Origin of the sequence: Bombella sp. ESL0380, assembly GCF_009725805.1 — a bacterium.
GTDB classification, from domain to species: domain Bacteria; phylum Pseudomonadota; class Alphaproteobacteria; order Acetobacterales; family Acetobacteraceae; genus Bombella; species Bombella apis.
Window position 1 is genome coordinate 53,527 of the sequence record NZ_WNIH01000001.1, and the last position, 19,452, is coordinate 72,978.

16 protein-coding genes and 3 tRNA genes are annotated in these 19,452 nt (G+C 58.8%); 13 read left to right on the forward strand and 6 right to left on the reverse strand.

Translation table 11 applies throughout. The features are described from left to right. Positions 1-134: 134 nt before the first annotated feature. Positions 135-3,770 (forward strand): bifunctional proline dehydrogenase/L-glutamate gamma-semialdehyde dehydrogenase PutA, encoded by a 3,636-nt coding sequence (putA, locus tag GM608_RS00220; RefSeq protein ID WP_333644792.1) that lies wholly within the window; start codon positions 135-137, stop codon positions 3,768-3,770. 147 nt (positions 3,771-3,917) lie between these two features. On the opposite strand, the gene GM608_RS00225 is transcribed toward putA, so the two are convergent. After that, positions 3,918-4,865, reverse strand: coding sequence for a hydrogen peroxide-inducible genes activator (locus tag GM608_RS00225; RefSeq protein WP_043559608.1), 948 nt, complete (start codon positions 4,863-4,865; stop codon positions 3,918-3,920). Between the two features lie 233 nt (positions 4,866-5,098). Here GM608_RS00225 and ahpC point away from each other — a divergent pair, with 233 nt between their 5' ends. Together ahpC and ahpF are read left to right on the forward strand one after the other, a co-directional pair. Beyond that, positions 5,099-5,671, forward strand: a complete 573-nt coding sequence (ahpC, locus tag GM608_RS00230; RefSeq protein WP_043559605.1) for an alkyl hydroperoxide reductase subunit C — start codon at positions 5,099-5,101, stop codon at positions 5,669-5,671. A gap of 147 nt (positions 5,672-5,818) precedes the next feature. Further along, positions 5,819-7,384 (forward strand): alkyl hydroperoxide reductase subunit F, encoded by a 1,566-nt coding sequence (gene ahpF, locus GM608_RS00235; protein WP_043559602.1) that lies wholly within the window; start codon positions 5,819-5,821, stop codon positions 7,382-7,384. Between the two features lie 91 nt (positions 7,385-7,475). Here ahpF and GM608_RS00240 read toward each other — a convergent pair whose 3' ends face one another. Next, the gene (locus GM608_RS00240) at positions 7,476-8,345 is read right to left on the reverse strand and encodes a restriction endonuclease (RefSeq protein WP_086431852.1); all 870 of its coding nucleotides are present in this window, start codon (positions 8,343-8,345) and stop codon (positions 7,476-7,478) included. A gap of 29 nt (positions 8,346-8,374) precedes the next feature. Next, positions 8,375-8,449: transfer RNA gene (locus GM608_RS00245), tRNA-Thr, on the reverse strand. 116 nt (positions 8,450-8,565) lie between these two features. Here GM608_RS00245 and GM608_RS00250 point away from each other — a divergent pair. Genes GM608_RS00250 through GM608_RS00260 form a run of 3 tightly spaced genes read left to right on the forward strand, consistent with a single transcriptional unit; the run spans position 8,566 to position 12,350 of the window. After that, positions 8,566-10,008, forward strand: a complete 1,443-nt coding sequence (locus tag GM608_RS00250; RefSeq protein ID WP_081562561.1) for a paraquat-inducible protein A — start codon at positions 8,566-8,568, stop codon at positions 10,006-10,008. Then, positions 10,005-11,687, forward strand: coding sequence for an MlaD family protein (locus tag GM608_RS00255; protein ID WP_333644793.1), 1,683 nt, complete (start codon positions 10,005-10,007; stop codon positions 11,685-11,687). Before GM608_RS00250 ends, GM608_RS00255 begins: the two co-directional genes overlap by 4 nt. Before the next feature lie 3 nt (positions 11,688-11,690). Beyond that, the gene (locus GM608_RS00260) at positions 11,691-12,350 is read left to right on the forward strand and encodes an ABC-type transport auxiliary lipoprotein family protein (protein WP_333644794.1); all 660 of its coding nucleotides are present in this window, start codon (positions 11,691-11,693) and stop codon (positions 12,348-12,350) included. Between the two features lie 162 nt (positions 12,351-12,512). Here the strand turns inward: GM608_RS00260 and nusG are convergent, their stop codons facing one another. From nusG to GM608_RS00275, 3 genes are all read right to left on the reverse strand, one after another. Next, positions 12,513-13,046 carry a transcription termination/antitermination protein NusG gene (gene nusG, locus GM608_RS00265; protein WP_043559594.1) on the reverse strand — a complete coding sequence of 178 codons (534 nt, stop codon included), beginning with the start codon at positions 13,044-13,046 and terminating at the stop codon, positions 12,513-12,515. Positions 13,047-13,055: 9 nt separating this feature from the next. Beyond that, positions 13,056-13,310: a preprotein translocase subunit SecE gene (gene secE / locus GM608_RS00270; RefSeq protein ID WP_081562558.1), complete on the reverse strand. Its 255-nt coding sequence runs from the start codon at positions 13,308-13,310 to the stop codon at positions 13,056-13,058. A gap of 69 nt (positions 13,311-13,379) precedes the next feature. Next, positions 13,380-13,456 (reverse strand) — tRNA-Trp (locus tag GM608_RS00275). 189 nt (positions 13,457-13,645) lie between these two features. Between GM608_RS00275 and GM608_RS00280 the strand changes: the two genes are divergently transcribed. The 7 genes from GM608_RS00280 to atpC all read left to right on the forward strand — a co-directional run bounded on the left by GM608_RS00280 (position 13,646) and on the right by atpC (position 18,988). Next, a tRNA-Gly gene (locus GM608_RS00280) sits at positions 13,646-13,720 on the forward strand. Positions 13,721-13,747: 27 nt separating this feature from the next. Next, positions 13,748-14,032 carry a hypothetical protein gene (locus tag GM608_RS00285; protein ID WP_333644795.1) on the forward strand — a complete coding sequence of 95 codons (285 nt, stop codon included), beginning with the start codon at positions 13,748-13,750 and terminating at the stop codon, positions 14,030-14,032. Between the two features lie 15 nt (positions 14,033-14,047). Next, on the forward strand, positions 14,048-14,623 hold the full coding sequence (atpH, locus tag GM608_RS00290; protein ID WP_333644796.1) for an ATP synthase F1 subunit delta: 576 nt from the start codon (positions 14,048-14,050) through the stop codon (positions 14,621-14,623). Beyond that, a complete protein-coding gene (atpA, locus tag GM608_RS00295; protein ID WP_043559586.1) occupies positions 14,623-16,158 on the forward strand; it encodes a F0F1 ATP synthase subunit alpha in 1,536 nt (511 codons plus the stop codon). Before atpH ends, atpA begins: the two co-directional genes overlap by 1 nt. 12 nt (positions 16,159-16,170) lie before the next feature. Beyond that, positions 16,171-17,067, forward strand: a complete 897-nt coding sequence (locus GM608_RS00300; protein ID WP_043559583.1) for a F0F1 ATP synthase subunit gamma — start codon at positions 16,171-16,173, stop codon at positions 17,065-17,067. 22 nt (positions 17,068-17,089) lie between these two features. Beyond that, positions 17,090-18,553 carry a F0F1 ATP synthase subunit beta gene (gene atpD / locus GM608_RS00305; protein ID WP_043559688.1) on the forward strand — a complete coding sequence of 488 codons (1,464 nt, stop codon included), beginning with the start codon at positions 17,090-17,092 and terminating at the stop codon, positions 18,551-18,553. Between the two features lie 3 nt (positions 18,554-18,556). Then, positions 18,557-18,988 carry an ATP synthase F1 subunit epsilon gene (atpC, locus tag GM608_RS00310; protein ID WP_043559580.1) on the forward strand — a complete coding sequence of 144 codons (432 nt, stop codon included), beginning with the start codon at positions 18,557-18,559 and terminating at the stop codon, positions 18,986-18,988. Positions 18,989-19,452: the final 464 nt, after the last annotated feature.

The following is a 19,452-nucleotide window of genomic DNA, read 5'->3' on the forward strand; positions in this document are numbered from 1 at the left end:
GAATATAATTTGTGCGAATCGCATTTTTGGATATGGACAACACCCCATGTTTCATGGTCTGGCTGGAGATAGAGAAGTTCCTTCTCCTCTAACAACAGGAAGTGGTTGTCACGCGATCAGCTTGAAGGTTTGCTATGGCTTATTTTGCACGTCATTTTGGTTCATTGCCGGAACGTTCTGCTCTGCGGAAGGCCATCGCCGAGAAGATCCGGTATCCAGAGCAGGAGTGTGTGGAAGCGCTTCTTCCCGCCGCTGAACTGAAACCTGACGAGGAGATCGTGGCTGGCAAGGTGGCCCTTGCTCTGGCCCGCAATCTGCGTGATCACCGTCGGCCCGGTCTGGTTGAGACGCTGGTGCAGGAATTCAGCCTTGGTTCCGCCGAAGGTGTGGCACTGATGAGCATGGCCGAGGCCCTGCTGCGTACTCCTGACCACGCAACCCGGGATGCTCTGATCCGGGATCAGGTTAGTGTCGGTGACTGGCTGTCCCATATGGGGCGTGACAGTGGGCTGATCATCAATGCTGCCTCTTGGGGGCTTGATGTCACGAGCCGTCTTGTATCCCCCAAAAAGCGCATGGGGGCAATTCATGACCTGCTGCGCAAACGGGGTGAGCCGGTTGTCCGCAAAGCCGTGCAGTTTGCCATGCAGATGATGGGCCAGCAGTTCGTGCTGGGCCAGACCATCGAGGGGGCGCTGAAGGATTCCCACAAGCGGCAGGCCCAGGGCTTCAACTACTCTTACGACATGCTGGGTGAGGCAGCGCTGGACCGTAACGATGCCGAGAGGTATCAGGCCTCCTACCATGCCGCTCTGGAGGCGATCGGCTCCATGGCCAGGGGCAACACGGTTTATGAGCGCCCCGGTCTGTCCATCAAGCTGTCTGCCCTGCATCCTCGCTACGAGCGTGCCAAGCGTGAGCGTGTGATGGGTGAGCTGCTGCCGACGGTCAAGGCACTGGCCGTACGTGCCAAGCATTACAATCTCGGCCTGAACATTGACGCTGAAGAAAGCGAACGTCTGGATCTGTCCCTGGATATTCTGGACGCACTCTGCCGTGACCCGGAGCTGGCCGACTGGGATGGCATCGGTTTTGTTGTGCAGGCCTATGGTCGCCGTGCCGCTGCCGTATTGGATTACATCATCGCTCTTGGCCGTGAGACGCACCATCGCATCATGGTCCGCCTCGTCAAGGGGGCCTATTGGGATACCGAGCTGAAAAAGGCCCAGATTGATGGTGTGCCGGATTTCCCGGTTTTCACCCGCAAATGTCATACGGATGTCAGCTATATCGCCTGTGCCCGCAAGCTGCTGGCCGCTGGTGATGCCGTTTTCCCCCAGTTTGCCACGCATAACGCCCGCACGGTGGCGTCCATCTACGCCATGGCTGGCCGGGACTTCCACGAGGGGCAGTACGAGTTCCAGTGCCTGCATGGCATGGGCGAGGCTCTTTATGAAAGCGTCGTAGGGCAGAAACATCTGGGTCGCCCCTGTCGCATTTATGCCCCGGTCGGAACCTATGACACGCTGCTGGCCTATCTGGTCCGCCGCCTGCTGGAGAATGGAGCCAATTCGTCCTTTATCAATCTTCTGGGAGATTCGAAGATTTCCCTGGAGAAGCTGGTGGAGGACCCGGTCAAGACAACCCGGTCCTACACTCCGGTTGGGGCCCCTCATGCCGAGATCAGCAAGCCGCTCGACATGTTTGAGCCTGACCGCCACAATTCGAAGGGCATGGACCTGAATGATGATCTCGTTCTGGCCCGCCTTGGAAAGGGGCTTGAGGGACTGCCGGAGCATTATGAGGCGGCTCCGCTGGTTCCGGGCCTTGGCAAGGCCGAACGCCCTGTCCACCCGGTGACGAACCCGGCGGAGCGGAGTGACCAGGTCGGGACAGTGACATTCGCCGTGCCAGAGGATGTCACTCGTGCTGTGGATGTTGCTGAGGGAGCTTTCGAGGAGTGGGCAGCCCGGTCCCCTGATGACCGTGGCGCCATTCTTGAGCGTGCGGCCGACCTGCTTGAGGAACGCTACATCGCCTATATGGGGCTGGCTGTCCGGGAGGCTGGCAAGTCCTATCCCAATGCCGTAGCTGAGGTACGGGAAGCGATCGACTTTCTCCGGTACTATGGCGGGACGGTCCGGCGTGAGTTCAGCAGCAAGACCCACCTCCCATTGGGGACAGTTGTCTGCATCAGCCCCTGGAACTTCCCGCTGGCCATTTTCCTTGGGCAGGTCTCTGCCGCTCTGGCAGCTGGTAATACCGTTCTGGCCAAACCGGCAGAAGAAACGCCGCTGATCGCCATGGAGGCCGTCAAACTTCTGCATGAGGCTGGCGTGCCGGAAGAGGTCCTGCAACTCCTGCCGGGTGAGGGTGATGTCGGTGCTGCCATGGTGGCGGACAAGCGCATCGCTGGTGTGCTCTTTACCGGTTCCACGGTTGTGGCGCAGATCATTGCCCGCCAGCTGACTGGCCGTCTCGGGCGCAATGGGCAGCCTGTGCCGCTCGTGGCGGAGACGGGTGGCCTGAACGCCATGGTGGTTGATTCTTCGGCCCTGCCGGAACAGGTGGTGAAGGACATCGTTGCCTCCGCTTTCGACAGTGCCGGCCAGCGCTGTTCCGCCCTGCGTGTTCTCTGCGTGCAGGACGATGCAGCCGATCGCATCATTTCCCTCCTGAAGGGCGCCATGGAAGAATTGCGGATCGGCATCCCGGCCAAGCTGGCCACGGATGTCGGGCCGGTCATCAGTGAAGTGGCCCGCAAGGGAATTGTCGATCACATTGAGGCGCTGCGTGGCCGTAACCATCCGGTCTTCCAGGCGCCGGTCGTGAAGGACGAAACGGCTGACGGCACCTTTGTTCCGCCGACACTGATCGAGGTCAATGCGATCGCTGATGTGGGGGGTGAAATCTTTGGCCCGGTGCTGCATGTGCTGCGTTACCAGCGTGAAGAGCTGGAGGCCCTGATCACCCGTAGCAATGCGGGCGGCTATGGGCTGACCTTCGGCGTGCATAGCCGTGTTCCGTCCCGGATCGACTATCTGGTCGAGCGTGTCGAGGCTGGGAACATCTACGTCAACCGCAACATTGTCGGGGCGATTGTCGGTGTCCAGCCGTTTGGTGGTCATGGCCTCTCAGGGACTGGCCCCAAGGCAGGTGGTCCTCTGGCCCTGCGTCGGCAGCTCGCCCATGCGCCCCGTACGCTGCTGGCCAAACCGGACGCCATGCCTGCCATGGCACGGTCCTGGCTGTTGTGGCTGGGAACGGATGACCGTGAGCTGGTCCGTGAGGTGACGCCATGGATGGATCATGGCCTGCTGGATTGCCGTCTGGAGCTTCCTTCTCCTGTAGGTGAGCGGAATACGTACAGGCTTGAGCCCCGTGGCCGTGTGCTGGTTGTGGCAGAGACACCTACCGGCCTGAAGCGTATGATCAGCTATGCGATCAGCTGCGGGAATGAGGTCGTGGCGCTGGCTGCTCCTGCGGTCATTGCCTCTCTGGATACGCTGCCTGATGTTCTGCGGGAGGTGATCAAGCCAGCAGATTCTCTGGGGGATGTGGAAAAATGTTCCGTCATCCTGACGGAGACCATCAATGAAGGGCTGTGGCAGATCGTTGCAGACCATCTGAAGAACCCGGATGCACCTGTTCCGCTGGTCTATTGGGCTGACAGTGTGACGTTGCAGCCGGAAGCCCTGTTGCAGGAGCGGGTGGTCAGCGTCAATACGGCAGCTGCCGGTGGCAATGCCGAGCTGATGACACTGAGCTGACAGGCTGAAAGGGAGCCGGGCTGACAGGGTCAGCCCGGTGTTCCGGGCATGTTGTGTCTGTAAATGAAAGAACGGGTGGAGGAGCCATGCTCTTCCACCCGTTCTTTCATGTTGGGATATGGAGTCTGCCCCGGGGAGAAGAGCCCTTCAGGTCGGGATCTTCGTTTTGGGCAGCGGCAGGCAGCCATCTGGTGTGGTAGCCCGCAGGAAATTGGCCAGCTCCCGGAAGGATGTTGCCCGTGGGTCGGATGGACGCCAGACGAGGCTGATGGTCCGGCGGGCTTCGCTCTCACTCAGCTCCCGGACTGTCACAAGGCCGTCAAATTCCTGCCGGTTGTTCAGGGCCAGACGGGGAATGAGGGAGAAACCTTCTCCGGCGCCGATCATGTGCCAGAGCATTTCCAGACTGGTGGCCAGACGCTGGTCCTGCGAGCGGAAATTGCTGGGGCAGAGGGAGAGGGCCTGGTCCCGCAGGCAATGTCCGTCTTCCAGCAGCAGCAGGTCCGGCCGAGCCAGGTCGGCAATGGACAGATTCTTCTTGGTGGCCAGCTCATGGTCTTTGGGGAATACCGCCAGGAAAGGTTCCTGAAAGAGCGGTGCATGTTCCAGTGTTTCGGTAGCAGCCGTGGGTGCCATGAAGGCAACATCCAGATCGCCCTGCCGGAGAGCCTGTACCAGATTGGGCGTGGTGTTCTCATTCAGCCTCAGGCCCAGCTGGGGGTACTTCTGGCGCAGGCGGGGCAGAAGGCCGGGGATGTAGTACGGCCCGAGAGTGGGAATGACGCCGATATGCAGGAGGCCGTCCAGCGGTCCTGTATGGGCCCGGGCGACTTCCAGCAGATTGCGGGCTGAGGCCAGCACATCCCGCCCCAGGGCGATGAGGCGCTCACCTTCCGGTGTGGGAGCCACATGCCGACGGGAGCGTTCGAACAGGGTGACATTGAGAAGCTGCTCCAGCTTTCTCACCTGCTCGGACAGCCCCGCCTGACTGACCCCGCAACGCTCAGCTGCACGGGAAAAGTTGCGCAGGTCATCAACTGCGACGACGTACTCGATGTCCCGAAGGGACAGACCGGAAAGAGGAACGTAGGACATAAGGATACCAATAAGCTGAGTTGGAGGCAGGGCCAAGGGAAAAAGACTGGAATCGCATAAGGATTGATAATGATTCTCAATTATACTGATAACAACCCTCAATTAGACGGTTTCAGAGCCGTGGGCTAGAAGGTGAACATGCTTGACATTCCCAAGGTTGGGCTGTCCCTTTGAGGGGACATCCGCAGGCCCTGCGGAAGTCTACAATTCTGAAAGTGAATGAGGAGGTTTCCATGCCTGCTATTGGTTCCGAGATTAAGCCGTTTACCGCCCAGGCTTTCCGTGATGGCAAGTTCCTTCAGGTCTCTGATGCAGACCTGCGTGGCAAGTGGTCCGTCGTGTTCTTCTACCCGGCTGACTTCACCTTTGTCTGCCCGACAGAGCTGGAAGACCTCGCCGAGAACTATGAGACCTTCCAGAAGATGGGTGTCGAGGTCTTCGGTGTCTCCACAGACAAGCACTTCACCCACAAGGCATGGCACGACACGTCCCCGGCCATCGGCAAGGTGCAGTACACCATGATCGGTGACCCGTCTGGCGACATCGCCCGCAACTTCGATGCTCTGCGTGCCGATGGCAGCCACACGGCTGACCGCGCCACGTTCCTGATCGACCCGGAAGGCAAGATCCAGTACATCGAGATCACCTCCGAGGGTGTGGGCCGTAGCGCTGCCGAGCTGCTCGACAAGATCCGTGCTGCCCAGTACATCGCTGCTCACCCGGGTGAAGTCTGCCCGGCCAAGTGGAAAGAGGGTGGCGACACGGCAACCCTGAATCCGTCCCTGGACCTGGTCGGCAAGATCTGATCACGCCCTGAAAACGGGAAGTATGGTGGGGGGCCTCTCCCCACCGTTGAGGGGAGGCGTGCTGCGTTGTGGTGCGCCTCCTTTTTCATGGGGCCGATTCCCCGGTCTGCCAGACCCTGAGCACCAGAGATTCTGGAGAGAGAATTCATGCTGAACGACGAACTCAAAGGCCAGCTGAGAGGGTACCTCCAGCATCTGCGCCACAACATCATTCTTGTTGCCTCCCTTGATGAGGGCGACAAGTCCCGTGAGATGAAAGAATTTCTTAACGAAATTTCCGAACTCTCTGATAAGGTTTCCTATCAGGAAGGTGGCAATGACGTCCGTCGCCCGTCTTTCCTGATCCGTGCCGCAGATTCAGATGTTCAGGTCTGCTTTGCGGGCATCCCGATGGGCCATGAGTTTACGTCTCTGGTACTGGCCCTGCTTCAGGTTGGTGGTCACCCGCCGAAGGTCGAGGCTGAACAGGTTGCGCAGATCAAGGCCCTGAAGGGTGATTTCCATTTCGAGACCTATTTCTCCCTGTCCTGCCACAACTGCCCGGATGTCGTTCAGGCCCTGAACACGCTGAGCGTGCTCAACCCCAACATCCGCCACACGGCCATTGATGGTGCCCTGTTCCAGGATGAGGTGAACGAGCGTGATGTGCGTTCCGTCCCTCAGGTGTTCCTGAACGGTGAGCGTTTCTCCACCGGTCGCATGGAACTGCCGGAGATTCTGGCCAAGATCGATACTGAAGGTGCTGCCAAGGCTTCCGAGAAGCTGAATGACGAGGCTCCGTTCGACACGCTGGTGATCGGGTCCGGTCCGGCTGGCTGTGCCGCCGCCATCTACACGGCCCGCAAGGGTGTCCGCACTGGTCTGCTGGCTGAGCGCTTCGGTGGTCAGGTCATGGATACGGCTGGCATCGAGAACTTCATCTCCGTACCGGAGACCGAAGGTCCGGCCCTTGCCAAGAATCTGGAGCAGCATGTTCGCAGCTATGATGTCCGTGTCATCACGGCACAGCGTGCTGCCAAGCTGATCCCGGCCGAGAAGGAAGGTGGCCTGCACGAGATCGTGCTGGAGAGCGGTGCCCATCTGAAGGCCCGTACCATCATCGTGGCAACAGGTGCCCGCTGGCGTCAGCTGAACGTGCCGGGTGAGGAAGAATACCGCACACGGGGCGTCGCTTACTGCCCGCATTGTGATGGTCCGTTCTTCAAGGGCCGTCCGGTTGCTGTTGCCGGTGGTGGCAACAGTGGCGTGGAAGCCGCCATCGACCTCGCCGGTATCGTGTCCCATGTGACGCTGCTTCAGTATGACCCTGTGCTGACGGCTGATGAGGTCCTTCAGAACAAGGTCCGCAGCCTGCCGAATGTCGATATCGTGGTGAACGCCCGCACGACCGAGATCCGTGGTGATGGCCGCAAGATGACCGGCCTGAGCTGGCAGGATGTCAAGGATGGCAGCGAGCACAGCATCGACGTGGACGGCATCTTCGTCCAGATCGGCCTGCTGCCGAACACGGACTGGCTGAAGGGTGGCATCGAGATGTCCCGCATCGGTGAGATCGGCATTGACGAGCGTTGCCGGACCTCCATCCCCGGCGTGTTTGCTGCCGGTGATGCCACGACGGTGCCGTACAAGCAGATCATCGTGGCGATGGGTGAGGGTGCCAAGGCTGCCCTGTCTGCCTTTGACCACATCATCCGTGTCCCGGCTGCTTCCTGAGGGAACATCTGATAGGCCCGGGCTGCTTCTGATGCGGCAGTCTGGGTGACTGGATGAAGAGACCGGCCTGTTTCAGGCCGGTCTTTTTTGTTTATGGGTGAAAAAGGTCCGGCTGGGGCTGGAGGTCCATGAGGCCCAGTGTTGAAAGCTGGCTGTGATGCAGCAGATGGACACCGGTGGCATGGGCCAGCTGCCGGGCTGGGCGGGTATAGCCAGCGTTGGAGACGACAGCTGCATACTGGGCCTGACGGTGCTGCCGGGCTGTGAAAATTTCCTGGACAGCCTTGTTCCCGACCGGCCTGCCATAGAGTTTGCATTGTATGACGAGCCGGACTCCGCTCTGCTCGGCAATGATGTCCATGCCCTGGTCTGCCCCCGGTGGTGTGGTGCGTGCCTGCCATCCGGCCTGACGCAGCAGTCCGGCGCAGAAACGTTCATAATCCAGCGGGTCCATGGTGGCGGTGAACTGCCGTGGTGTGGTGCTGCTCCCGGCGGCGGCTGGGGGAGGAGATGTCCTGTTGTGTTTGAGAAGGATTTTTACCACACGGCTGATGCGGCGGAGGGTCCGCCGCCGCAGGGAGGGCCATATGTCAGCCAGATTTTCCTGCATCAGGCTGGTGAGAAGGATGCTCTGGCAGAAATAGTCCAGCTCCCTGTGCCAGCGTTGTTTGTCCACGACGCCATAATGGTTTTCGGTCAGGCAGGCCTGTTGGCGTTGCGCCAGTGTATGCTGATGCCGGGCAATGAGCTGGCAGAGAAGCTGCCAGGCCTTGCGCCTGCGTCGCACACGATGGCGGTACTGGAGAAACAGGACCAGGAAAAAGCCGAGGAGAAGTGCATCCGCGGGAAGGATGGCAATACCATGCCCGGGTAGGAAGGAGGGTGTTACGCTGCCGTGGTGAAGTGCTGGGGGCAGTGGACCGGAGCGGGGAAAAAAACCACCATCCGGTTGTCCCGCCATGTCCGCCTTCGATCCTGTGCAGGGGAAGCTGGTGCCGACACTCGGAATTGAACCGAGGACCTACTGATTACGAATCAGTTGCTCTACCCCTGAGCTATGTCGGCATCGGGTTGAGCCTATACAGAAAAATGAGGTGACAGGCAACGGTGTATGTAAAATATTTATGGATAACGGCCTGAAAGGGGTTGCAGACCCCTCTCTGGCGGCGCAAGAGGGGTGGATGTTCAGAAAAGATCATTTTCACAAAGGATTGTGGAGCCAGGGCGGAGCCTGTTCCTTCCTGCGGCATGATGTGGACCAGCCCGCACTCAAGGTGGTGGCCGGGGTGGATGAATGTGATGTCTGTGGTCTCTTCCAGCATGTTCCTCACCTGCGGCCAGGACATGTTCTGAGCTGCGCCCGTTGCGGAAATACCATGGCACGACGGCGCAGGACTTCGGAGATTGGCGGCCCGCTGGTCTTCTGCCTTTCAGCTCTGGCGCTGTATATCGTGCTGCTGGTCAGCCCGCTCATGACGCTCAACATCTACGGGCGGGAGAACATGGTCACCCTCATGAGCGGCCCGCTGGAAATGGCCCGGCAGGGTTATGGGAGCATTGCCATACTGGTGGCTCTGGCCAGCGTGCTCATGCCTGGCATCGTGCTCGTCTGCATGACGCTGATTCTTTATGGTGCGTCCCGGGATGAAATGCCCCGTTGGGTCCGCCCCCTGCTGGCCTGGTATGAAAAGCTGCGCCCGTGGTCCATGGTCGAGGTGTACGTCATCGGCCTGCTCGTGGCCTATACCAAGCTGGTTGATCTGGCCCTGGTCATCCTGCAACCGGGCGTGTACCTGCTCGGGGGGCTGATGGTGATGATGGCAGCCATGGATTCGGCCTTTGATGCCGACATGATATGGAGGCACAGGTCCGTCACCAGGCGCCCTGGTCTGGGCATATACATGGCGGAGGGGCGTGCCCTGCCGCCGGAGAAGCACATGCTGTCCTGCCATGCCTGTGGACTGGTTTTTGTCGCCCGTGGCCCGGTGGATGATGAGCGTGACATGGGGGATTGCCCTCGTTGTGGGCAGATACTGCGGCGGCGCAAGCGGAACAGCCTTCAGGCGGCCATGTGTTTTCTGGTGGCGGCTTTCATTTTCTACATTCCGGCCAACATGCTGCCGGTCATGGCCTTCGTGAAGGTTGGGCACGGACACCCCAGCACCATCATTTCTGGAGTGATCCAGCTTTGGGAGGCTGGCCTTTACTTTCTGGCTCTGCTGGTGCTTTTTGCCAGCATCACCGTGCCGGTCCTCAAGGTGTTCCTGCTGGCCCTGATGATTGGCTGTGAATGTCGGGGCAGGGCCTCTCACAAGGCGCTGAAGCGTCTGACAGGCCTTTACAAGGTCGTGGTGTTCATTGGTCGCTGGTCGATGATTGACGTGTTCATGATCTCCATTCTGGCGGCTGTGGTCCGCTTCGGCTTCATGGCGAGCGTGACGGCCGAGCTGGGTGTGGTCTTCTTTGCTCTTGTGGTTGTGTTAACTATTTTTGCCGCAGACCTGTATGATCCCCGGCGTATGTGGGATGCTGCAGGCTATAACCGGCAGGGTCTGGGCCACTCCAGGCAGGGTGGAGAAGAGGATGTGACGGAATTACGGGATATGGAGCCTGAAAAAGCGTGAGAGATGAGCATCTGAAGCGACATTCCGAAGGTGGACATGGGGCAGAGGCCAATGTCCGGCTGCCACGGTTTTCCGTGCTCTGGATCATTCCCATCCTTGCTCTGCTGATTGCCGGCTGGTTGGCCTGGAGGCACTTTGCCACCATGGGGCCGAGCATTGTCGTCTCCTTTGATGCTGCTGATGGCATTGTTCCGGGGCAGACGCAGGTCAAGAACAAGGCGGTGAACCTGGGTGTGGTGCAGGGCGTAGCCCTGAGCCCGGATATGACCCATGCTGATGTGACCATCCAGATGAGTGGCATCGATCCGCGGACGCTCAATGAGCATACCCGGTTCTGGGTTGTCAGCCCGCGCATCAACGGGGCCAGCATCACGGGGCTGGATACGCTTTTTTCTGGTGCCTATATCGCCATGGATCCGGGCAAACCGGAGGGAGGCCATTACCAGACCCACTTTAAGGGGCTGGAAGCGCCTCCCGGTATCCGCTCGGACAAACCGGGCAGCACATATTGGCTGGTTTCGTCCACCCTGGAATCCCTCGGGGCCGGGGCTCCCATTTTCTACCGGGACGTACAGGTGGGGGAAATCCTTGGCTATACCATGCCGCCTGGTGGAGAGGGGCCTCTTTTGATCAAGGCCTTCGTGAAGGCTCCCTATGATCGTTATCTGAGGGCTGACAGCCGGTTCTGGAATGTATCGGGGATGCAGATAGGTTTTGGAGCCGGGGGCATGAATATTCGCCTCCAGTCATTCCAGGCTCTTCTTTCCGGTGGGGTGGCGTTTGGTCGTCCTGACAGTGCACAGACTGAGGATACGCCGCCTGCGGTGGCCAATTCCGTTTTCCATCTCTACAAGACAAAGGAGGATGCGGATAATGCCCGTTATCGTCACAAGGTCCCTGTTCTGACCTATGTCGATACAGCTGTGGCTGGTCTGACGGAAGGCAGCAAGGTAACGATGTTCGGTCTTCAGGTCGGACAGGTGACAGGTGTGCATCTGGAGTTGGGAGGTAATAAACGTGGTCACGCTCCCCGTGTCCGGGTGGAGATGCAGCTTGAACCTGAGCGTGTGATTGCTGATGATGAGCAGGATTCCGCCCGGAAGGGCGATCTGCTGGGCAGTTTTGTGGCTGAAGGGATGCGTGCATCTGTCCAGAATGTCAGTTTTCTGACAGGGGAGGCCATGATTGCCCTGTCTTTTGCGCCTGACAAGACGCATGAAGGGCAGCAGATAACGTTTGAGAATGGTGTAGCCGTGATTCCAAGCCAGCCCGGCGGCATGGACAGCATCCTCCAGTCAGTGTCCACCATCACGGACAAGATTGCGGCCATGCCGCTGACCCAGATCGGTGACCATCTGAATGAGATTCTCGCTCATGGTGATGAACGTCTCAGAAGCCCCGAGGTCACACGGGCCATGGCCGGCCTGAGTGGCTCTCTGGTCTCGCTGAACCATCTGCTGGACCATGCGGATGAGCATCTTCCAGAGCTGATGGTCAATCTGAATGGCACACTGGCGCAGGCCCGTACGATGCTGTCCTCCTATGGGGGCAATCCGGACTTCCGCAGAAATCTTGAAGAGCTGATTGTCCAGCTGACACGGATGTCCCGCTCTTTCCATCTTCTGGCGGACTATCTGGACCATCATCCATCATCTCTCATTACCGGTCGGGGGCCCTGATCCATGAAGCGTTTTTTCTACCCTTCCTTCGTGCGTTCATGTGGGCTGCTGGGAGCTGTCTGCCTGGGAGGTGTTCTGTTGGCCGGGTGCAGCAGTACATCTACGACCTATTATGTTCTGGCACCGCAGACCGGGCCAGTGGCGTCCCCTGTGATACAGGCGGCCCTGCCACAGGCCATTGAGGTGCTTACCCCATCCATCACCTCCCGGCTGGATCGGGATGGTCTTTTGAGGGTGATGCAGGATGCCCAGGATCATATGGTGCCTGCTGCTGCTTGGAGTGAGCCGCTCGGCGAGATGCTTGGTCATGCCCTGGCAGCCGACCTGAGGCTGCGCCTGCCCGGCCATGTGCTGTTTTCCCAGAATGATTCTGTAGCCGTGACGGCTGGAGCCTATCTGGAGCTGAGCCTGTCCCGGTTCGAGCAGGATGTATCTGGTCATGCTGTCATTACTGGTGTGCTGTCTGCCCACAGGGCAGGGGCGCCAGATTCACAGGCTCGTGCAGTGAATGTGCAGTGGGTATCGCCGCAGCCTGTCGGAACGAAGCCAGCCGACATGGTGCGGGTTCTGGCGGAAGGTGTGGGAGTACTGTCCGACCAGGCCATCCAGCTTCTGTATTCGTTACCGACACTGCCGATCCATGAGGAGGCCTCCAGCCTGTAACGGAACAGGGCTTCTGCCTGATGGGGAAACCCTGTACGGCCTCTGGAAGGCTGTACAGGGTTTTTTCATGCCTTCATGAATGAGAAGGGGAAGCCATAAAAAAACCACCCGCTTCAGACCATGAAGGGGTGGTTTCTTTGGAAAGGAACGAAGGCCCTTCCTTCAGAGTTTTTCGACCTGATTGTAGTCCAGATCCACCGGTGTGGAGCGGCCAAAGATGGAGACGCTGACCTTGAGGCGCTGGTTCTCCGTATCGACTTCTTCGACACTGCCATTGAAGGATGTGAAAGGCCCATCGGAAACCCGCACCTGCTCGCCAATCTCGAAAGACAGGCTGGAGCGGGGACGCTCGACACCTTCCTGAGCCTGCTGGAGAATCCGCTTGGCTTCAGCATTGCTGATGGGCGTTGGCTGGTTGTTGCGTGTACCCAGAAAGCCCGTCACTTTCGGTGTGTCCTTGACGAGATGCCAGGCACGGTCCGTCAGTTCCATTTTGACCAGAACATAACCGGGGAAGAATTTGCGTTCCGTGTTCACCTTGCGGCCACGACGGACCTCGGTCACTTCCTCGGACGGTACCAGAATTTCTTCGAACTGATCGCTCAGCCCCTTCTTTTCGGCCTGTTCACGGATATGATCGGCAATCTTCTTCTCGAAGCCTGAATAGACATGCACAACGTACCAGCGTTTTGCCATGATGCTGCTTTAGCCTCCGATGCCTAAGATTTTGCTGATCCCCAGGCCGATCAGCTGATCGACGACGAAAAAGAAAATACAGGTGGCGACGACCATGGCCAGCACGGCACCTGTTGTAATGATGGTATTGCGACGCGTCGGCCACGTAACACGTCTGGCCTCGGCACACACATCTGAAAAATATCTACGAAGGCTGAATCCTGGGCCTTTCTGGGCCGGAGGCATCTTCGGTGAATTGCCTTTCGGCTTTGTGACCGACACCATTATCCTCAAATCTATCTCGGCCCGAGCCCTGTCACCCGGGTAAGGCAGTCAGGCGGGCAGGGTATGACGTGGCAGGGGTGGAGGGTCTCGAACCCCCAACCTCCGGTTTTGGAGACCGGCGCTCTAGCCAATTGAGCTACACCCCTTCAGGGTCGAATCGACCTGCGACCGTCCGCCCCTCAGGGCTTGACGATGGGCAGGAAAAGATAACGACAGGCCCATAAAGTCAAGCACTATCTCCAAGAAAATGAAAAAACCTTTCACATCTGCAGGGTGGGGTGAATCCCCCCTTGTCTTGCTCTGGGAGAGCGGTTATATCTCCAGCCCGAAACAGAGCGGGCGTAGCATAATGGCTAATGCAGTAGCCTTCCAAGCTTCTGATGAGGGTTCGATTCCCTTCGCCCGCTCCAGTCTCCTGAGAAATTGACACTCTGCGCATGGGCCTCGCCATCTATCCATCTAGTAAAGGGATGGAACGGGGGCTGCTTGGTGCTGGAGTCCGCGGGCATTGCATCCCTGCCATGCTGGCCGGTTCCACCGGTGTTGTGGGCCGTGGCCCGGTTGGTCCTCTGGTTGCGCTGGAGGGCCCCGCCGTGTTAGTGGACATGGACGAAACACTGGCCGGGTTCCGGCTCTGGGACGCCGTGCTGTCACGCAGCATGTTCCGGGGCATGCCGGTTGGGTTGTGCCGGGAAACCGGTCGTGAAAGCAGAACCTCATGAAGACGGAATGAACCCGTGACGGTTGCACAGGAAAAGCAGATCAGGGCCCCAGGCGAAGTGGCGCAGCGTTATGCCCGGGCCTTTGAGGACTATCTCTCGGACAGCAGACAGGACAAGGCCACCGTGCTGGAGCAGGTGCGGGCGCTGCGAAAGGCCATCGCCCAGCTGCCGGACCTGCGTACCGCTCTGGCGGATCCCCGGCTCGACATCAGCCAGACGGAAAAACTGGTGAAAGCCCTTGGCTCCGCTCTCGGGCTTGGTGAGGGCCTGCAGCGGTTTGTTGGCTTCATTGCCCATCAGCGCCGTCTGTCTGGCCTGGATGAAATCCTGTCAGCCGTTCTTCTTCTGGACGCCCGCCAGCGTGGCGAGGTGCGTGTGGAAGTGACGACTGCCCGTCCAATGGAAGATGGGCAGCGTGAAAGCCTCCGTGCCAGCCTCCAGCAGGCCGGGTATGCCAATATTGCCATGACTGAACATGTTGATCAAACCCTGCTTGGGGGTATGGTTGTGCGTGTTGGTTCAGTTCTTTTTGATACATCGATCGCCGGGCGTCTGGCCCGTCTGCAGAACGCCATGAAGGGAGCCGCGTGATGGAGATCCGTCCCGCCGAGATTTCAGAAATTCTCAAGCAGCAGATCGCGTCCTTTGATCAGCCTGCCGCTGTTTCAGAGACAGGGACCGTTCTGTCCATTGGGGATGGGATTGCCCGCGTTTATGGTCTGACCAATGTTCAGGCCGGTGAAATGGTCGAGTTCGAGGGGAGTGGCGTGCGTGGCATGGCTCTCAACCTCGAGAGCGACAGCGTTGGTGTCGTCATTTTCGGTGAGGGTGACCTCATCAGCGAAGGTGATACCGTGCTGCGCACCGGCAAGGTTGTGGAAGTTCCCGTCGGCAAGGGGCTTCTGGGGCGTGTCGTGGATGCTCTGGGCAACCCGATTGATGGCCGTGGTCCGCTGGAGAATGTCGAATATCGTCGTGCTGATGTCCGGGCTCCGGGTATCATGCCCCGTCAGTCCGTCAGTGAGCCGATGCAGACCGGCATCAAGGCCATTGATGCCCTCGTGCCGATCGGGCGCGGGCAGCGTGAGCTGGTGATTGGTGACCGTCAGACAGGTAAGACCGCCATCCTGATCGACACCATCGTGGCCCAGAAGGGTGTCAATGCCGAGGGTGACCCGAAGAAGTCCCTGTACTGCATCTATGTTGCTGTCGGGCAGAAGCGGTCCACGGTGGCCAACCTTGTGCGCAAGCTGACAGAAGCTGGTGCGATGGATTACTCCATCGTCGTGGCTGCCACGGCCTCCGATGCTGCCCCGATGCAGTATCTGGCTCCTTATTCTGCTTCTGCCATGGGTGAGTATTTCCGGGATAACGGGATGCACTCCCTGCTCTGTTATGATGACCTCTCCAAGCAGGCTGTGGCCTATCGCCAGATGTCCCTGCTGCTGCGCCGTCCGCCGGGGCGTGAGGCTTTCCCGGGTGACGTGTTCTACCTGCACTCCCGCCTGCTGGAGCGCTCCGCCAAGATGTCCGAAGAGTTCGGTGCCGGGTCCATGACGGCCCTGCCGGTGATCGAGACACAGGCTGGTGACACGTCCGCCTACATTCCGACCAACGTTATTTCCATTACGGATGGTCAGATCTTCCTTGAAACTGACCTGTTCTACAAGGGTATTCGCCCGGCCGTGAACGTGGGTGGGTCCGTGTCCCGCGTGGGGTCGGCTGCGCAGATCAAGGCCATGAAGCAGGTTGCCGGTACCATCAAGCTGGAGCTGGCCCAGTATCGTGAGATGGCTTCCTTTGCCCAGTTTGCCTCTGACCTTGATCCGGCAACACGCCGTCAGCTGGATCGTGGTGCCCGCCTTGTGGAGCTGCTGAAGCAGCCGGAAACCTCCCCGCTGGCTGTTGAGGAGCAGGTGGCTGTTCTGTACGCCGGAACCCGTGGCTATCTGGATTCCGTGGCAGTCAACCAGGTGACGTCCTATGAGGCTGCCCTCCTGGAGGAGCTGCGCAACGGTGGCAAGAGTGTTCTGGCCAGGATCCGTACCGAGCAGAAGCTGACACCGGAGATCGAGGGTGAGCTCAAGTCCCTGCTTGAGGCCTTCAGCAAACGTTTTTCAGCCTGAGGGTTGTAGCTCATGCCTTCATTGAAAGAACTGCGCGGAAGGATTGCGGGGGTCAAATCGACCCGCAAGATCACGAGCGCAATGAAAATGGTCGCTGCCTCAAAGCTGAGGCGCGCCCAGAATCAGGCCGAGGCAGCCCGCCCCTATGCTGATACCATGCGGCGTATGATGAGCGAGCTGGCAGCGGCATCGCAGGGGATGGACCCTTCCACCCTGCCGCCGCTTCTGGCTGGCACGGGACGGGACAATGTGCATCTTCTCATTGTTCTGACGTCCGATCGTGGACTGGCCGGTGGCTTCAATGCCAACATCATCCGTGCTGCCCGTCAGCAGATCGAGGACCTTCTGGCGCAGGGTCGTACCGTGCGTCTGCTGCCCGTTGGCCGCAAGGGCGCTGAGATCTTCAGGCGCTATTATCCGGACATGGTTGTGGATTCGCTCCACAACAAGGCGGGGACCCAGCAGGATGCTTATGCCCTTGCCCAGGATCTGGCGAAACGTGTTGCCGATCTGGTCGAGGGTGGGGAGATTGATGCCTGCACCCTGATGCGCAACCGCTTTGTCAATGCGATGACCCAGACGCCACAGGCCCTTGGTCTTGTTCCTCTGCCTGTTGCGGAGAATGACAATGCCGGGGAGAAGAGGACAGACGGCGCTGTCTACGAGTTTGAGCCTGATGAAGGCCACCTTCTTGCACAGCTTCTGCCACGCAATCTGCTTGTGCAGTTTTATGCTGCCGTGCTGGAGAGCGCTGCCGGTGAGCAGGGTGCCCGCATGACGGCCATGGATAATGCCAGCCGCAATGCGAGCAAGGCCATCGAGCGTCTGTCGCTCCGGTATAACCGGACACGTCAGGCCAATATTACTAACGAGCTGATCGAAATCATTTCCGGCGCAGAAGCCGTCTGAGATCATGCAGGAGAGAAATCTGATGTCTGAGGAACTCAACCGCTCTGCTGAAAATGCCGGTGTTGGTGTTGGACGGATCACCCAGATTCGTGGCCCGGTGGTGGATGTCCAGTTTACGGACAAGCTGCCGCATATTCTGAATGCCCTTCATGTCATGAATGGTGATCAGACGGTCGTGCTGGAAGTTGCGCAGGAAATTGGTGAGCGTCAGGTCCGTTGCATCGCCATGGAAGGGACTGATGGTCTCGTTCGTGGTGCTGAGGTGACCGATACGGGCAGCCAGATCACCGTGCCGGTTGGTCCGGCTACTCTGGGCCGCATCATCAATGTCATTGGTGAGCCGGTCGATGAGAAGGGGCCGATCAAGACGGAAACCCGCTTCCCGATCCACCGCCCCGCTCCCTCCTTTGAGGAACAGGCCGCCAATACCGAGATTCTGGTGACAGGTATCAAGGTGATCGACCTTCTCTGCCCGTATCTGAAGGGTGGTAAGATTGGTCTGTTTGGTGGTGCCGGCGTGGGTAAGACCGTCATCATTCAGGAGCTCATCAACAACATCGCCAAGGCGCATGGTGGTGTGTCCGTGTTTGCCGGTGTGGGTGAGCGTACCCGCGAAGGGAACGACCTGTATTACGAAATGCAGGGTGCCGGTGTTATCAAGATTGATGAGAACGGTCATACTGACGGTTCCAAGGTGGCACTGGTCTATGGCCAGATGAACGAGCCGCCGGGTGCCCGTGCCCGTGTGGCCCTGACGGGTCTCTCCGTGGCCGAGTACTTCCGTGATGTGGAAGGTCAGGACGTCCTCTTCTTCGTGGACAACATCTTCCGCTTCACGCAGGCTGGTTCCGAGGTCTCCGCTCTTCTGGGTCGTATCCCGTCTGCTGTGGGGTATCAGCCGACACTGGCAACGGAGATGGGTGCCCTTCAGGAGCGTATTACCTCCACGAAGAAAGGGTCCATCACCTCCGTTCAGGCCGTGTACGTGCCAGCCGATGACCTTACCGATCCGGCTCCAGCTGCTACCTTCGCTCACCTTGATGCCACGACGGTTCTGAACCGTTCCATCGCTGAGATGGGCATCTATCCGGCTGTGGATCCGCTGGATTCGACCTCCCGCTCTCTGGACCCCAAGATTGTGGGGCAGGAGCATTACGAGGTGGCCCGTGCTGTCCAGAGTACGCTCCAGAACTATAAGGAGCTTCAGGACATCATCGCCATTCTCGGCATGGATGAGCTGTCCGAGGAGGATAAGCTGGTGGTGGGCCGTGCTCGCCGCATCCAGCGCTTCCTGTCGCAGCCTTTCCATGTGGCGGAGGTCTTCACGGGGTCTCCGGGCAAGCTGGTGTCTCTGGAAGATACCGTGCGGTCCTTCAAGGCCGTTGTGAACGGTGAGTGCGATGACCTGCCTGAGGGTGCCTTCTACATGGTTGGCGCCATTGAAGAGGCGCAGGCGAAAGCCGAGAAGATGAAGCAGGAGGGCTGATCCATGCCGCTTCGCACCGAAATCGTCAGCCCGGAAAGACGCTATACGGACCGTGAGGTCGATATGGTTGTTGTTCCGGGTACGGAAGGGGACATTGCGGCCATGCCTGGCCGTGCCCCGTTGCTGTTGCAGCTTCGTGGTGGGGTGATCACTCTCTACAAGGACGACCAGGTTCTGGAACGCTGCTTCGTCACGGGTGGTTTTGTCGACATGACAGCGGATCACTGCACGATTCTTGCCGATTCGGTGCGGGCGCTTGAAGACCTGTCCATTGATGATGCCAGCCAGACGCTGGATGAGCTGAAGAATCAGTGGACAAGGGTTGGTCCTGATGAGGTTGAGCTTCAGGAAAGCTTGGGACGTCAGATTCAGGCTGCCCGTGCGGAGATTGAGGTTGCTGAAAAGGTGAAGCAGCACGATCTCAAGTCTCTTTGAAGCCTTCTTGGTCTCAGACTGTTTTGGGAAAGCCGGTCTCCTTTCAAAGGGGACCGGCTTTTTCTTTTCCATGTTCGATTCTTTTTGGTGGGGTGATTCGCCGGGGGTTGTGTTTTTGGGGTTGGGTGGCGGTTTTCTGGGGTTTTTGGGGTTTATGTGAAGAAACTTTGAGAAAGTTTCGGGAATCGTGTTGACCGTATGGGGGTGGGTGCGTATAAGCCCATTCACCGGCGGCGCTGGAGCGGAAGTTTCGGGGCGGCTGGGGTGGTCATTGACAAGAGAATATGGGTTATAAAGTAGAGACTGGAAGGGATATGTTGGCGGCGTTTTCGTTAGTGAAGGCTGATGGAAGACGGAAGCTGATGTATCTGACTTTAAGTTTGATGCGTTGAATTAAGCTGGATGTTTTATTCTGTTGGTCTGGATTGAACCTGAGAGTTTGATCCTGGCTCAGAGCGAACGCT

What these genes read in the sequence shown, in the direction of transcription:
- GM608_RS00240 (WP_086431852.1), bottom strand. Translation starts at nt 8,345, where the DNA reads ATGGCGGGACAACCGGATGGTGGTTTTTTTCCCCGCTCCGGTCCACTG.
- secE (WP_081562558.1), bottom strand. Translation starts at nt 13,310, where the DNA reads ATGGTGTCGGTCACAAAGCCGAAAGGCAATTCACCGAAGATGCCTCCG.
- GM608_RS00250 (WP_081562561.1), top strand. Translation starts at nt 8,566, where the DNA reads ATGTTCAGAAAAGATCATTTTCACAAAGGATTGTGGAGCCAGGGCGGA.
- atpD (WP_043559688.1), top strand. Translation starts at nt 17,090, where the DNA reads ATGTCTGAGGAACTCAACCGCTCTGCTGAAAATGCCGGTGTTGGTGTT.
- ahpC (WP_043559605.1), top strand. Translation starts at nt 5,099, where the DNA reads ATGCCTGCTATTGGTTCCGAGATTAAGCCGTTTACCGCCCAGGCTTTC.
- atpC (WP_043559580.1), top strand. Translation starts at nt 18,557, where the DNA reads ATGCCGCTTCGCACCGAAATCGTCAGCCCGGAAAGACGCTATACGGAC.
- ahpF (WP_043559602.1), top strand. Translation starts at nt 5,819, where the DNA reads ATGCTGAACGACGAACTCAAAGGCCAGCTGAGAGGGTACCTCCAGCAT.
- GM608_RS00300 (WP_043559583.1), top strand. Translation starts at nt 16,171, where the DNA reads ATGCCTTCATTGAAAGAACTGCGCGGAAGGATTGCGGGGGTCAAATCG.
- GM608_RS00225 (WP_043559608.1), bottom strand. Translation starts at nt 4,865, where the DNA reads ATGTCCTACGTTCCTCTTTCCGGTCTGTCCCTTCGGGACATCGAGTAC.
- GM608_RS00285 (WP_333644795.1), top strand. Translation starts at nt 13,748, where the DNA reads ATGGGCCTCGCCATCTATCCATCTAGTAAAGGGATGGAACGGGGGCTG.
- GM608_RS00260 (WP_333644794.1), top strand. Translation starts at nt 11,691, where the DNA reads ATGAAGCGTTTTTTCTACCCTTCCTTCGTGCGTTCATGTGGGCTGCTG.
- atpA (WP_043559586.1), top strand. Translation starts at nt 14,623, where the DNA reads ATGGAGATCCGTCCCGCCGAGATTTCAGAAATTCTCAAGCAGCAGATC.
- nusG (WP_043559594.1), bottom strand. Translation starts at nt 13,046, where the DNA reads ATGGCAAAACGCTGGTACGTTGTGCATGTCTATTCAGGCTTCGAGAAG.
- putA (WP_333644792.1), top strand. Translation starts at nt 135, where the DNA reads ATGGCTTATTTTGCACGTCATTTTGGTTCATTGCCGGAACGTTCTGCT.